The sequence below is a fragment of the Leptospira brenneri genome, from assembly GCF_002812125.1.
Lineage (GTDB): Bacteria > Spirochaetota > Leptospiria > Leptospirales > Leptospiraceae > Leptospira_A > Leptospira_A brenneri.
In genome coordinates this window covers 286257-300199 of sequence record NZ_NPDQ01000007.1, presented here as the reverse complement: position 1 = coordinate 300199, position 13943 = coordinate 286257, and the positions used below count along the sequence as shown (strand labels likewise).

The following is a 13943-nucleotide window of genomic DNA, read 5'->3' as shown; positions in this document are numbered from 1 at the left end:
ACGCTACTGGTTGGTTTATTAGGGAGGTGTTATGACAAAGTTAAGTGGAATTGAGTGGCCATGGAATGGAAAGCCTATTTATCAACAGGATTTTATAAAAGAACATTCCTCACTTGCTGCAGAGATAATCAATCGATTTGCAGATATATTTTCTGGAAGTATTTTTAATGGAGGAGCAGTCACACCAGGTGCATCGCCAGGTTCAATAAATATTTCAGCTTTGGTAGCTTACGATAATGAAGGTAGGAGAATCCAATTTACTAATATAGAAAACCTACCGATTTCTAGGCCAGAGGCCGATTCCGTCGTAGTTGTTCGACATAGGTTTCAAGAAACATCTTCAGGTAATCTTGATTCCACTGGTTATGCGATAAACTATAGATCCAACGCTTTTGAGATCCTTTTCTTAGAAACTGCAGGATCAGAAGATATTCAGCTAGCTGCAATTCGAAATATATCTGGTACCGTTACAATTCTTTCCGATCTCCGAAATTGGAGACGCATGAATGCAGAAAAGCTAAGTCCAAATTCAATCATAAACAGCTTATTGTCTCCATCAATTAAAATTGGTTCACTAGAAGACCTTGTTGTTACGTTTGTAGGATCCGCGCGATCGTCTGTCACAAATGCCTTGAACGCTTTAATGACTAAATTAGTCCTTGATGTAAATAATCTTACTGATAACATAACAATGATTAATCGAGTAATTACAAATGACCTTCCGAACCTTTATGCTCCAAAAAATCATTCACATCCAGCAAGTCAGAATGCTTTTTTGATTCAATATGAGGGTGAAAGTGCTAATTTTACACATGTACCAAATGTTGATGGAACCATTGTATTTTATAGAATATCTAGTCCTCCATCTGTAGGGCGAAATTATTTCATCCATGACCACTTTATTGGAGGCATTCTGCCAATTGGCGGGGGGTTTGCGGGGGTTGCGATTAAGGATGGGGTTTGGTTTAATTTCGGCTTCTAAGTAAGTTTGATTTTACCTACATTGCAATATCTGAAATTCAGTAACGATTTTAGCGCTCATCGGGACCCCCGGTAATGCTCGCGGACAAGTTCTGTATGAGGTAGATGGATTTGAAAAAGATGATTTTTGTTATTCTCTACAGAAATCTTTTGATGTGATATTAAGGAATTCGAGCCCGTTTTATACAAGGTTCTATCAAAAATTATTAGAAAGGCGACCTGATTTCAAAAATCTTTTTTCGAATACAAATTTTGACCAACAAGGTGAAAAATTAGTAAGTATGATTCAGTATGCTATTGATAGGCTTGCCATTTTACAAAAAATTAAGACTGAATTAATCAACCTAGGCAAACGTCATGTATCCTATGGTGTCCGTGAAGAGGATTACCAAGACACGGGAATGGTACTATTGGAAACATTGGAAGAGTCGTTAGGCGATGAGTGGACACAAAACCTAAAGGAAAATTGGCAACTTGCGATTACTGAAGTTGCTTCCTTAATGATTCAAGGACACAAAGAGATCTGAGAATTATATTTTTTCTTTTTTACCATGGAAATATATTACTTAAACCACTAGAGAGAAATGTAAAATTCTCTCTAGTGAAGGTTTCAAATTTCTAACGTAATAGCAAACCAAAAAATGAATTCTATTGCGGAACCAAAACTGTGTTCATATCGATTCAATGATGAATTTTATAATCTTAAAGTTCATTGAGATATGGTTTTGCATCTTCGATGAATTGGTAAGAGGTCGCTTTAAAAACTTCTTCTTCTGAAGCAGTAAATAAATTTACCCAAATCACCGGTAATGAAAACAACCATAAGAAAACAGACCTTCTCGGTGTATAAGTGAAATCTTTTACTTTTTGGCCATCTTTATATAAAGAATAGGTAACATCAAAACCTTCGTTGGAACTCCAAGCAGGTAAAAGAGTTGCTGTGGCAATGGAAAGATAACCGAAGATTAAGGTCTGAGCGGAAACGGGAGCCCATTGAGTGACAACTCTGCAGTAGATTCCCTTTTGTGGAATGACTTTTGGATCAAATATTTCTTCTGTTTCATTAAACTGCGAATTCAGTTTTGTTTTAAAAACAGACTTTAAGGCCGCATAACCGCCAAATTCTAAAATTGGGAATGGTTCCAAATGGTAGAAAAGTTTAAGTTTTGAGGGGCTAGACGATTTTGTGGGAGCATCTATTGTCGGATAATCTCTGTAAGATGTGATACAAGACGAAAAAGTTAGAACAAATAAAAAAATTAAATGAATGAACTTCATTTTTAAACCCCTGTTATAGTTTGGCACAAAGATCTCAGATTATAAATTTAATACAACACTTTTAAATGATGAGCAAGGTTAGTTGGTGTAGTGGTTTTTTTGCGTTAGAGATCTGTAGGGCTTGGTCCGCCGATGGCGGACGGGAGCGTGAGCGCACCCCGAAAGAGCTCGCCCCGTGATCTATGTAATTTCTAAAACTGATGAAATTGGGGAACGCCCAAATTAACAAGTTACTCTCTTGCAATCAGAGAACATAACAATATACAAACTTAATTCGCAAGGAAAACTGATTCCGCTTCGTTTTGAGATCCATTCCCTGCATTTAAACAAGTGAATTGTGCATAACCAGAAGTAAATCCATTATTATAATAGTTCCGAGTAGTGAGGCCATCGTCCGAAGGATACGTACAGCGACCAGTGCGAGTATAGGCTGCTTGAAGAACCGCACAAGTATTTCCTGTTGCTGGGCCTGTTCCTAGAGTATCATAACATAGAGATGGAGGTGTATAAAGAGTCGCTGAACTAGATGGAACCACTCCACTGCTATTCGCAATTTGCAAAAGATAGGAACCACCCATTCCGCTTATATGTTTCACCATCACATACACAGTGCCTGCACCTAAAGTTAAGCGATTGAACTCTGCACCATCTCTTCTTTTTTCAGCAAAGGCTATTGGTGTTGCATTCAAACTTGTAAAATAATAAAAATCCAAGTCAGCAAAGGTATGTCCAAACGAGTTGAATACGTGGTCCGCTGCAGTAGCGGTGAATTGAATGAAACTTTTATTATCCCTGCCATCGATAGGTCTATAGATTGAGTGCGGTTGATTCGTGGTCCAACTTACCAGTGGTCGATATCGAACCTTTGTAGAAAATACAACAGCACCATCTTTTTCCACTGAAAAGTCGACCGCTGAATTCTCTGTAACGCCTGGAATCGTAGGCATGGTAAATTGGAGAGTGTCATTCGAAATTGCAGAGACACCTGTTGCACTGACACCACCCACTTTCACAGTAACTCCTGAAGTTTTTCCCGTAAGATCTGTATTCTGGATTTGGTTTTGGGAACCTGGGTAACCCCATTCTAGAACATAATCTGTGGGTTGGAGGAGGTATAACCCCAAAAGTAATTCTTCCGTGTTAGAAGAATCCTTTTTTTTACAGTTAAATAAGAAACAAAGAATAGTTATCAGCAGGATCGGTTTCATAGCATATACGAAGTTAAATGGTATTGGAAAAATAGTAAATCGGAAAATTCAAACTCCTGAATATTCTGTCTGGTAAAAAAAGCTACAAAAAACAGGCTAAATGCAAGATCCGTAAGCACTGAACAAAGGCGGACGTATTGAGTTGCCTTAAGATATTTCTAGACCTTTTTTTGAATCATTTGGTTTTCTAGTAATACCTTGATCTAAATTATGAAATAACAATTGTTTTCTGTTTTACGACTGTCTTTGTTTTGTGGAGAATGATTTCTCTCAGAAAAGGGTCTGAAACATTTTTATTTCTTTACAGAAAAAATGAAAGAATTTCCCTTATTCGAATTAAGGAGAACAAAAATGAAAAAAATATTCCTTTTAGGAATTATTGTTTTTTTATCAAACTGTGTTACTGCAGGCAAGGTAGGTTATCTTGTTCCTGCTGAAAACGATTCAGCAGAATTGTCGGAAACTGTTTTGGGTGAGAAATGTGGAACGATCATTGTTGGTATTTATGATGACGTGTTTGCTAGTGCTAAAGCAAAAGGTAATGTTAAGAACCAAAATGTTGGTTTATTATGGAGCAATGAGTTTGCTTCTGCATGTGCTCAAATGAGAAAGCTGAAATAATTAGGAAGGAAAGATAATGAATATGAAATGGGTGTCATTTTTTGCAATTGCATTTGCTGTTAGTTGTTCCTATAAAGTAGGAAATTTTAAAGAAGTTTCATTAGAAGCTCCTGCAAACCTAGAGGTAGTTGGATCTGGAACAGTTGAAGGCCGTGAATGTGGATGGGCTGGTTTTAATAATACTTGGTATAACCAAAGTATTGCAGAAGCAACTCGTGATGCGCTTACAAAAGCGCCTGGTGCTACTGGATTAAAAGATGTTACTATTAGCGGTAAGCATGCAGTTTGGTTAGTCTTAAATTGTGTTTATGTGGAAGGAACTCCTGTAATTGAAAAGAGTTCTGCATCTACTGGAAAGAAAAAGTAATCACTTTTTTATATAGGGGTTTAGAACCCCTATATAAAAATAGATATGTTTAAATTCTAGACAGTTCCGTGATGGACCAAGTTTTCACTGCAGAATTCTAGAAATTCATCAAAATTCATAGGTTTTGCGATGTAATAACCTTGTCCTAGATCACAATTCATATTCTTTAATTGTTCCCAATCGTTTTCTGTTTCAATTCCTTCCGCAGTGCACTTCATTTGCAGTTTTGTTGCCATTTCTATGCTAGAGTTGATGAGAACCTTGGAAACGTTGCTTGTTGTCATTTCGCGGACAAAAGATTGGTCAATTTTTAATTCAGTGAATGCAATACGAGAGATTTGTTGCATACTCGAATATCCTGTACCGTAGTCATCGATGGAGAGCCCGAATCCTTTCATTCGAAGACGCGCTAAGTTTTCGAGTGCCGGTGCCATCTCGGTCATAGCGGCAGTTTCTGTGATTTCTAGAATAATAAACTTGGGATCCAATCCTGATTCAGATACTACGCGAGTGATTTTATCGGCAAGATTTGTATCGGTTAGCGAAGTGAGGGAAAGGTTGACCGAAATAGAAATTTCATGACCTTGTGCATGGATTAATTTACAAGCTTTTGCCGATTTCTCTAACATAAGGAATGTTAGTATATCGATGTTACCAGATTTTTCTAAAACATCAATAAATTCGTAAGGTGTAATCACACCACGTCCTGGATGGATCCATCTGGCTAAAGCCTCTGCACCAATCACTCTACCTGTAGATAATTTTACTTTTGGTTGAAAGAAGGGAGTGAATTCTCCACCTGTTAATCCTTCAAGAATTTCACCTAAAGTATAACGAGATCCGTTACTTATTTCTTTTCTTTGTTTTAAGTCCCGAGACTTATAAATATTGATTAGCGTTTCTAAACGAGCAGGGGTAATTGGTTTTTCTATTGTTCCCAGCAAATAAATCCCGTAAGCGCCTGCCATCTTTCGAACCGAATCAATCAATGCAATGTCTAAAGCACTCATGATGATTGTGGCAATCGATGGATGAGAACTCCCTATGTGACGAAGAAATTCCATCCCGTCCATTTCGGGCATATTTAAATCACAGAGGATGATATCAATTAAAGTTGATCTTGTGTCATTTAGAAAATTTAAAGCTTCGGTTCCTGTTCGGGCTTCCGCAATTTGCATCGCACCTAGATTTGATAAGACGGAAACGATCACATCTCTTTGAAAGTCGTCATCCTCAATCACTAAGAAAGATAGTTCGCTTGCAATCATAGTTTTACTCAATACGATAAGAACTTATAAAATATCAATGAATGATTCGATGTTTAATACATCATCTTTCATTATTTCAATTTCTTTTAGTGCTTTATCGAATTCATTTCCTTTAATGAATAATTCAATTTTTATATAACCATTAACTAAATCTCTGGCTCCTGCTACTTGGCTTGCACCTTTGAGGCGATGTGCTAAGCGAGCTGATTCACTGTAATTCATCATCGTTAACTCATCAATCAGTTTCCGTAAGTCATTTTGATGGTGCGATTTGAATTTTTTCAAAATGGAAATTTGATCCTTTTTGTCAGAAACAATGTTTTTAAGTTCGCTTATATCAATAGGAGATTCTGTGCTAATGAGCGTATCAAAAGTATTGGTTTGAACTGGATAGATAATTGTAGGTAACCATTTGAGAAGTGTCTGCCTGAGGTTTGTTAGTCTGGCAGGTTTGATCATTACTTCATCCATCCCTACCGAAAGACAGTGTTCGTTTTCCTCACTTAATACGTTGGCAGTATAACCTATAATTGGGATTCGTTTTTGATAACTAAAAGATTCAATATTCCGAATTTCCTTCGTGAGCATATAACCATCTTTAATTGGCATGTGACAATCAGTAATGATTAAATCATATTTATTTGTTAACCACAATAACATCGCCTTATCACCATCTTCCGCACTATCAACCTGAAGACCAAACATTTCAAGTTGTCTGACCAGGAGTTCTAAGTTTACTGAATGATCATCAACAACAAGAATTTTAGGTGTGTAGGATTGCGAATGGACTATAGGTTCGATCGAACTATCTTCTGTAACCAGAGAACTTACATTATCCAAATCAAGATCGACTGTGGGCAGAGACATCGTAATGCTAAATGTGGAACCTATCCCCGGTGTACTATCAATTGCTAATGCACCATCAAGGAGGTCTGCTAATCGTCGGCAGATGGCAAGACCAAGGCCTGTCCCACCATATAATCTTGCTGTGTCTGCAGTTGCTTGCGTATAGGTTTGGAATAATCTTGATTGGTCTTTTTTGCTGAGACCAATTCCAGTGTCCGTAACAGAAAATTGAATTTGTTGTGCATGTGTTAAATTTTTTACCAACTGGGCTGAAACTTTAATACTACCTCTCCCTGTAAATTTGATTCCGTTACTGACAAAATTATTGATGATTTGTGATAACCTGAGTGGATCTACTATATGCGCAGAGAGAATATTTTCATCGATTGTGTATGTTAGGGTTAAACCTTTAGAACTAGCAATATGTGAATATGTTGTTACTACATCTGAAACTAACTGACTGATTGAAGTTGGTTGCAGTGATAATTCTAATTTCCCTTCTTCAATTTTTGACCAATCCAAAATATCACTTAAAATACGTAACAAGCTGTTCCCGGATCCCAGTGAATTCTGAACCATACTTTTCTGGTCAGAGCTAAGGTTTGTCTGTGAAAGTAGTTCTAACATTCCTATTAGTCCGCTGAGTGGAGTGCGGATTTCGTGACTCATTGTTGCTAGAAAAGAATCTTTTGCTTTGTTTGCAAGTTCTGCATTCTCTTTTGCTTTTTCCAAGAATGCTTTGGCAGCAAATTCTTCAGTAATGTCGCGAAATACCAGAATGAAACCAATGGTTTTGTCTTGTTTATTTTTTATTGGTGCACAGTTGATTGAAACATTGATCCTTCTGCCGCTGCGATGAATTAAGATCGAATCTTGGGAATCGCCTTTTGGTTTCCCAGTAGCCAATACTTCGGCGATCGTAATTTCCTTTGGTAAATTGGTTTGTGCGTGAACTAATCTTAATATATCATCAACCTTACGTCCAATTGCTTCTATTTCCTTCCAACCTGTTAATTCTTCGGCAACAGGATTCAAACGATTGACTTTTCCAAATTCGTCTGTGGTTAGGACGGCATCTCCAATGGATCTTAATGTTGTAGATAGATTTTGTTCGCTATTTAAAAGAGCTTCATTCTTTTCAATGACATCTTTCGCACGTGTATAAACCTCGGATTCCATCTTTGCAATCCGATCATGCATTTCATCCGTTACTTCTGATTGTTCTATTTTCTGTTGTTTTAAATAAACAAATTCAGTGACATCTTCGGCCCGATGAACAATACAAATTAAGTTTCCGTTTGCATCGAGAACAGGGGAGTTCCTTGGGCTCCAATACCTAACTTCGAATCCACTTCCATCTGGTTTTCGTATGTCATATTTTTGCATTGTCATTGTGCTTGAGGTTTTGTAATTAACCACCTGCATCAAAGAAAATCGGAGTTGTTTCACACCATCGGCGTGTATATCGTTTGGATTGTCGGGGAATACTTCAAAAATATTATGTCCGATTACTTTTTCTCTCTGGATTAAGGTGGCTCTTGCGTAAGCATCGCTTACATCAATGATGTTAAGATCCAAATCAAGAAGCATATAAAGTTCGGGGAGTGCTTCAAAGATTGTTTTGAAATCAAATTGGTTTTTTATCTTTTTTTTGGGTATAGTTTTTGCTCTAAGCTCTTTTGTTTCCATGTCTTTGATTCCATAGCAGTCAGAAAAAGCGTAAAAAAAAACAGGAGCACATAACTGTAATATATGCAACTAGAAAATGTAACTTCTGTGAAGTGGTGGTTGTACTAAATTTTATGATAATCGTGTTTGTTTTTACTTTGAATTGGATCTCGTAGGAGGAAAAATAAATAAAAAGTATTTTTTTTTCAGAACAATGCAATAAATTTAAAATCGGTTATACGAACAAAGTTCGGTGATGCGCGAAGATGGGCTTTCGGTTTAAAATTATTTTTTTCGTATATTGTGGATTATAGGTAAATAAGCATAAAGGGAATATTATACGAGAACTATTATCTATATAATTGTATTACTTTTCTTCTGGCGATACAATTCAATAGAAAAGCTTATCAATGAAACCTTAAAATTTAAGATTTAGGGCAGTGTGGTTAGGTCCATTTCTTAAATAATAATTTGTATAACTGATGTTTACTTTTTTATTTAAATAGTAAAATCACTCCACCTATATCATTCGTGGTTGATTTGATTTTGGCTAATAGTTTGGATAGATTTTCTCCTTCCGAAAAAGTAGCATCTACGCTTGAGTCCATTGCGTAAGCAACATCAGAAATTAGTTTTTGTGAATTGTTCTGGTCTGTTATGTTTTCTTTAATCTCTGCCAACATTCTTGAGAGTTGCTCGGACTCTAGTAGCAACTTGTTTTTGATTTGCATTTGATTTGTTGCAGATTCTGAAATGAAATCGATCTTCTCAAAAATTTGTTTTACCTCTCCGATGATTTCTTTATAGAGGAGGTTGGTTTCACTAATTTTTTGGCGATTGAGTGTTACTTCTTCTTTGTTTCTTTTGACATTGCTATCAATTTCTTTGATGCTATTGGATGTTTGAGTCGCAAGTTTCGAGACTTCTTGCGCAACAACGGCAAACCCACTACCATATTCCCCAGCTCTTGCGGCTTCAATAGAGGCATTCAATGCCAATAGGTTGACTCGTTCCGAAATTTCTTTGATTACGGTAACCATTCCTTCGATTTTTCCAGAACTGGTTGCAATGTTTTCAATTACATTCGCCATCTCTTCCATGGCTTTATTCCCTTTCTGGATTTTTTCAGAGATCCCGAAGGTTAAACTTTTGGAAAGGTTACTATTTTTTTCCGATTCATTGATATGTTCGGAAAGAAGTTTGATACTTTCGGAAACATGAATCAATGTAGAGTAATTGTTCGTTGATGCATTCTCGATATTTGTCATATTTTCCGTCATTTTGCGGACGGTTAAATCTAAATTTTCTGAATATTCCTTTTGTCTATTTAAACTAGAATGAAAAGAATCATCAGCTAACTTTGCATTATCTACGGAAGAAGATAACCCGGATGTAGCATCTTTTAAGAGTGTGATAATATCTTGGAAAATATGTAATAATTCAAATAAAGAATGGAGGATTGAGTCAACTTCGTTACGTTTTTTTAAGTTTGCTTTGATAGTCGGTTCAACATTTAAATCGCCTTTGATCGCATTAGATATCGTATGTTTAATGATCACAAATTGTTTTTTGTAATTTTGTATCTGCAACAAAGCAAAAGCGACTAGGGCAAAAGAAAAAAAAAGTCCCGCAAGTGAGAAGAAAATCATAATCCAACTTTTATCAGTGACACCAACGAGTTGGTATACCAAAGATCCAAGTTGAATTGTGATGAGAGATAGTGATAAAACTACGTATTGAGTTGTTTTGCTACGTTTCATTGGTGGAGTTTATACTGAGTCCAACCATTGGTATCCTTCTTCCGGTGATTCAAATATCTTTACTTCGATTCCGTTTGTAGCAAAAAAATCGACTAAGTTTTTCTCAGACATAGCGGATAGAGCTGATTGAGGTTGGACTAGGGCCCATTTTTTCCAACCAGCTTTGATGGCTCTTGGAGTCCAGTCGTTGTTTAGCCATTCCACATCTTCCGCTGTATGAGTACCCATATTCCTGTTGTCAGACAACCACTTAACTGCTTTGTTCTGGATGAGTGCATCAACACCTTTGTTTAAGCTGTCTTTTAAATCGGCCCCAGTGTTTTTCCCAGTTTGAGTAAGAACAACGATCTTTTTATCTTCTAAGTATTCTGTTACGGCGGTCGGGCATTGAAATATGATCATTCGGATTTATCCTTCGTTGAGGTGATTGGTATTTTTAGAGACGAAAATTGCAAGGGAATTCTATTCTATAGGTTTACTTTTTTTCATTTTGTAGTTAGAGAACAAGTGGGACATAGCGTACTTTCTTTCGGATTGGTCTACGTTTTAAAACTAAAATCCATATTGAACTTTATTAGATTACGAACCATGCCAGGTTATGTTTCTTGGGAATTCAAGTTTACCCAATCCAAAAACAATTTGTAAATACGCTATACGTAGGTTGTCTTTATTTTTTTAAATACTAGGGAGAAACAGGGATTCACCATAGTAGCAGAATTCCTTCATTTCAGGAGATAAAAGTTTTATGACAGAAAGGCGATATTGGAAAAATTCGGAACCTTACCACCTAGTAGAAGCTTTTATAGAAAACGAATCCGTAATTTTCAAAGATTGGTTTGATACAGGCAAAGATCCCAATCGATATGATTGGAAGTTTGAAGAAATTTTGAATGGAGCTGGAAAATCAGATATCGAATACCAATTAGGGGCTACGGTTTATTTGGAAATTTTGGAAGAGGTGAAAAGAAGGTTGGGGAAGTAGAAGGTGAAGTATAGATGAGGATAAGATTTTTGTAAATAAAACCTTATCGTATGTAATTCAATTCATTCTTCATCCGATTTAAAAATATCATCTTCCATAAAATCATAAGTACTAAAACCTAATAAAAAGTCTGAAAACTCGCTAAAATTAAATCCGGCCCGTATTCCCAAATACAATCCAAAGGAGACTTCTACACTTACTGGTTGGTTACAATGTTTTTTCCCGGAGCTCTGTTTTTTATCTGTAAAGAAAACTAACATTAATACGTTGGAGGCATCATAAGACTTTTGACGGTTTCTCTTGAGGTCAGGGTAGACGGGTCTATGTTGGTTGGAATTGAGAATGAGAAATGAATTTCCCATTTGATTCGTAAACGTTCTATTATTAGAACCACCAAAAATTCCTATATCATCCACTCCGCCAGCTTTGTACAAGCCGAATTGCCCATTACGAATCCCAGCACCTTTTGCGTTTTGGTTGATTTGCACTCCACCGCCCAAACACCAAACCCAAAAGCCGGCACCATAGTGGTTTGTTTCCACTCCGAGGGTAAAAGAATCGACAAGATCCAAACTTCTGTTAGTAAGATAATTTCCTGTCGATTGGCAAGTGATAAAACTAGAAAAGCAGAAAACAATTGTTAGCAGTCTGTATCTTGGCATTTGTTTGTAACAAACAATTATGATATACCAAAAAGTCTAGATATTTATTGGTTAGACTGAATAAATATTAATGTTTTAGAATGTTTGTAATTAGCTATCTATCGTGCAGTTTGGTCGTTTGTATAGATTGGATTTATGGTAAATGGTTAGTAATCCTTCTGATTCGATTAGGGAATTTTGCCGGTTATGTTTTGAAATTTAGGATAATTTGTGGTTAAACAAAATGTTGACCGTATATTGCATATACACTGTAGTGTCCATTATAGGATACTGGTAATGGAACTTTCCCACAAAGACTTGAAGGATATTGGATCTTCCTGTTTAAATTTAAGTCTCAGAAGAACGAGTCGGTTGGTTACTAGTTATTATGATTTACTATTAAAACCTTCAGGGCTTCGGATCACTCAATTTACCCTTCTCGTTGCTGTTGCGTATGAAAAAGACCCGAGTATTACCGATTTGGCACGCCTGACCGATATCGATCGAACAACTTTGCAGAGAAGTTTGGATATTTTGAATCGAGATGGTTTGGTCAAAATAGAAAAAAAAGAAATTGGTAATGTACGCAGTGTTTCGCTTACCAAAAAAGGGGAAGTCGCGTTGGTGAAGGCAGTTGCGCTTTGGAAACAGACGCAAAAAACAATTATCGATAGTCTTGGAAAATCAGAATTCAAACAAACGTTAAAAATTCTTAACGAATTGGGAAATCTTCCCGTCTTACAAATAGATGATAAATTTGAAACGTAAATGGATGATGCGGATAAAAGAACAAATTTTTTGAATATATAGTGTATATACACTTTGGTAGGAGCTGCAAATGGTAGTAATCTTGGATGGAGTGAGAACTCCTTTTGGGAAATTTGGTGGAGGACTTAAAGATTATAGTTCTTCAGAGTTAGGGGTCATTACGGCAAAAGAAACGATTCGTAAATTAGGATTGGATCCAGGCGAAATCGAAGAATCGATTTATGGCAATGTGATTCAGGATGACAAGGATTCGGCGTATCTCGCAAGGCATATTGGACTCAAGTCTGGCCTTAAAGAAAGTTCTAGTGCGCTTACGGTGAATCGTCTATGTGGATCTGGGATGGAAAGTATAATCATTGGATCTCGTAAGATTCTTTCAAAAGAAAATAACCTGATGCTTGTTGGTGGAACAGAATCGATGAGTAATGCACCGTTTGTATTAAAGAATGCCCGTTGGGGAAATAAATATGGGGATACAGTTGCGGAAGATAGTTTGGCCCAAAGTCTTACTGATTGTTATGCGGACCTCACAATGGGAATGACAGCAGAAAACATCGCTAATCATTTCAAAATATCAAGGTCGGAGCAAGATGATTGGGCTGGCATCTCTCAAGTTAGGGCAGAAAAGGCTAGTGAAACTGGAATTTTTTCTGAAGAAATGATTCCAGTTGCGAGTAAAGGTAAAAATGCGGCCTTGATCCAAAGAGATGAACAGATCAGAGGGATCTCTTGTGTTGATCAACTGCAAAAACTTCCAACAGCATTCTTAAAAGAGGGATCTGTCACTGCTGGGAATTCATCTGGTATCAATGATGGAGCGGCGTCTTTATTGATTGCTTCTACAAAATGGTCAGAGGAGAACAAAATAAAACCTTTGGCTAAAATTATCGGATATGCGAACGTTGGTTGCGATCCCAAAATGATGGGTCTTGGTCCTGTATTTGCAATTCCAAAGGCTTTACAAAATGCGGGAGTTAAGTTTGAAGAAGTAGATCGTTTTGAAATCAATGAAGCTTATGCAGCTCAAACATTAGCCGTTATGCGAGAGCTCAACTTAGATCCCCAAAAAACAAATGTAAATGGAGGAGCCATTGCTATTGGACATCCACTAGGAGCCAGCGGAGCCCGTGTGGTATTAACTCTTGCTTATGAATTAAAGAGGAAGAATTTAAAATATGGTGTGGCCTCTCTATGTATCGGTGGAGGGCAGGGGATTGCTATGGTTTTAGAAAATCGACCCGATTAAATTCACCTAGGTTTGGGGGTTGGGTTGCCATAAGACCCCCATACCCACTGGGAAAAAATGCGAGTATCATGTAGCTATTGTTAAACTATATTTCAATCGTAGTTACGATTTCCCTAAAAAAATTTGTGAGTCACTACTCATTGATCGCTGTAATTTGAATGCAAAACGTTAAAAGTGTTTTTGAATCCAGTTCAAAACGTTTTTAACGGTATTTTATAAAAATTTAATTCTCTAATCAATTTTTAGATTGTTTTATCTATTTCCCAATACAAAATCGCACAATTAACAAAAATTATATGCTAAAAATTT

At 36.7% G+C, this 13943-nt stretch carries 14 protein-coding genes; 7 read left to right on the top strand and 7 right to left on the bottom strand.

What is annotated here, in order from left to right; all coding sequences use genetic code 11:
- Positions 1 to 31 precede the first annotated feature (31 nt).
- Positions 32 to 982: a hypothetical protein gene (locus CH361_RS15935; RefSeq protein ID WP_100791790.1), complete on the top strand. Its 951-nt coding sequence runs from the start codon at positions 32 to 34 to the stop codon at positions 980 to 982.
- A 154-nt stretch (positions 983 to 1136) separates the two neighbouring features.
- Positions 1137 to 1508 (top strand): globin domain-containing protein, encoded by a 372-nt coding sequence (locus tag CH361_RS15930; RefSeq protein WP_165782276.1) that lies wholly within the window; start codon positions 1137 to 1139, stop codon positions 1506 to 1508.
- A 175-nt stretch (positions 1509 to 1683) separates the two neighbouring features.
- Here CH361_RS15930 and CH361_RS15925 read toward each other — a convergent pair whose 3' ends face one another.
- On the bottom strand, positions 1684 to 2259 hold the full coding sequence (locus CH361_RS15925; RefSeq protein ID WP_100791788.1) for an LIC12231 family lipoprotein: 576 nt from the start codon (positions 2257 to 2259) through the stop codon (positions 1684 to 1686).
- Positions 2260 to 2528: 269 nt separating this feature from the next.
- Entirely contained in the window at positions 2529 to 3467 is a 939-nt protein-coding gene (locus CH361_RS15920) for a hypothetical protein (protein WP_100791787.1), read from the bottom strand.
- A gap of 351 nt (positions 3468 to 3818) precedes the next feature.
- Here CH361_RS15920 and CH361_RS15915 point away from each other — a divergent pair, with 351 nt between their 5' ends.
- Positions 3819 to 4088, top strand: a complete 270-nt coding sequence (locus CH361_RS15915; protein WP_100791819.1) for a hypothetical protein — start codon at positions 3819 to 3821, stop codon at positions 4086 to 4088.
- A gap of 22 nt (positions 4089 to 4110) precedes the next feature.
- On the top strand, positions 4111 to 4455 hold the full coding sequence (locus CH361_RS15910; protein ID WP_100791786.1) for a hypothetical protein: 345 nt from the start codon (positions 4111 to 4113) through the stop codon (positions 4453 to 4455).
- A gap of 56 nt (positions 4456 to 4511) precedes the next feature.
- Here the strand turns inward: CH361_RS15910 and CH361_RS15905 are convergent, their stop codons facing one another.
- The 4 genes from CH361_RS15905 to CH361_RS15890 all read right to left on the bottom strand — a co-directional run bounded on the left by CH361_RS15905 (position 4512) and on the right by CH361_RS15890 (position 10399).
- Positions 4512 to 5723 carry an EAL domain-containing response regulator gene (locus CH361_RS15905; RefSeq protein WP_100791785.1) on the bottom strand — a complete coding sequence of 404 codons (1212 nt, stop codon included), beginning with the start codon at positions 5721 to 5723 and terminating at the stop codon, positions 4512 to 4514.
- Between the two features lie 24 nt (positions 5724 to 5747).
- Complete coding sequence (locus tag CH361_RS15900; protein WP_100791784.1) at positions 5748 to 8258, bottom strand: ATP-binding protein; 2511 nt, start codon at positions 8256 to 8258, stop codon at positions 5748 to 5750.
- 473 nt (positions 8259 to 8731) lie between these two features.
- Positions 8732 to 9997, bottom strand: a complete 1266-nt coding sequence (locus tag CH361_RS15895) for a methyl-accepting chemotaxis protein (RefSeq protein ID WP_100791783.1) — start codon at positions 9995 to 9997, stop codon at positions 8732 to 8734.
- A gap of 9 nt (positions 9998 to 10006) precedes the next feature.
- Entirely contained in the window at positions 10007 to 10399 is a 393-nt protein-coding gene (locus CH361_RS15890; protein ID WP_100791782.1) for an STAS/SEC14 domain-containing protein, read from the bottom strand.
- 343 nt (positions 10400 to 10742) lie between these two features.
- On the opposite strand from CH361_RS15890, the gene CH361_RS15880 reads away from it, so the two are divergent.
- Positions 10743 to 10979 carry a hypothetical protein gene (locus CH361_RS15880; protein ID WP_100791780.1) on the top strand — a complete coding sequence of 79 codons (237 nt, stop codon included), beginning with the start codon at positions 10743 to 10745 and terminating at the stop codon, positions 10977 to 10979.
- 62 nt (positions 10980 to 11041) lie between these two features.
- Here the strand turns inward: CH361_RS15880 and CH361_RS15875 are convergent, their stop codons facing one another.
- The gene (locus CH361_RS15875; RefSeq protein WP_125232075.1) at positions 11042 to 11641 is read right to left on the bottom strand and encodes a hypothetical protein; all 600 of its coding nucleotides are present in this window, start codon (positions 11639 to 11641) and stop codon (positions 11042 to 11044) included.
- A 276-nt stretch (positions 11642 to 11917) separates the two neighbouring features.
- Between CH361_RS15875 and CH361_RS15870 the strand changes: the two genes are divergently transcribed.
- Positions 11918 to 12388, top strand: a complete 471-nt coding sequence (locus CH361_RS15870) for a MarR family winged helix-turn-helix transcriptional regulator (protein WP_100791778.1) — start codon at positions 11918 to 11920, stop codon at positions 12386 to 12388.
- Between the two features lie 64 nt (positions 12389 to 12452).
- Positions 12453 to 13634 carry a thiolase family protein gene (locus tag CH361_RS15865; RefSeq protein ID WP_165782277.1) on the top strand — a complete coding sequence of 394 codons (1182 nt, stop codon included), beginning with the start codon at positions 12453 to 12455 and terminating at the stop codon, positions 13632 to 13634.
- The last annotated feature ends 309 nt before the right edge of the window (positions 13635 to 13943 follow it).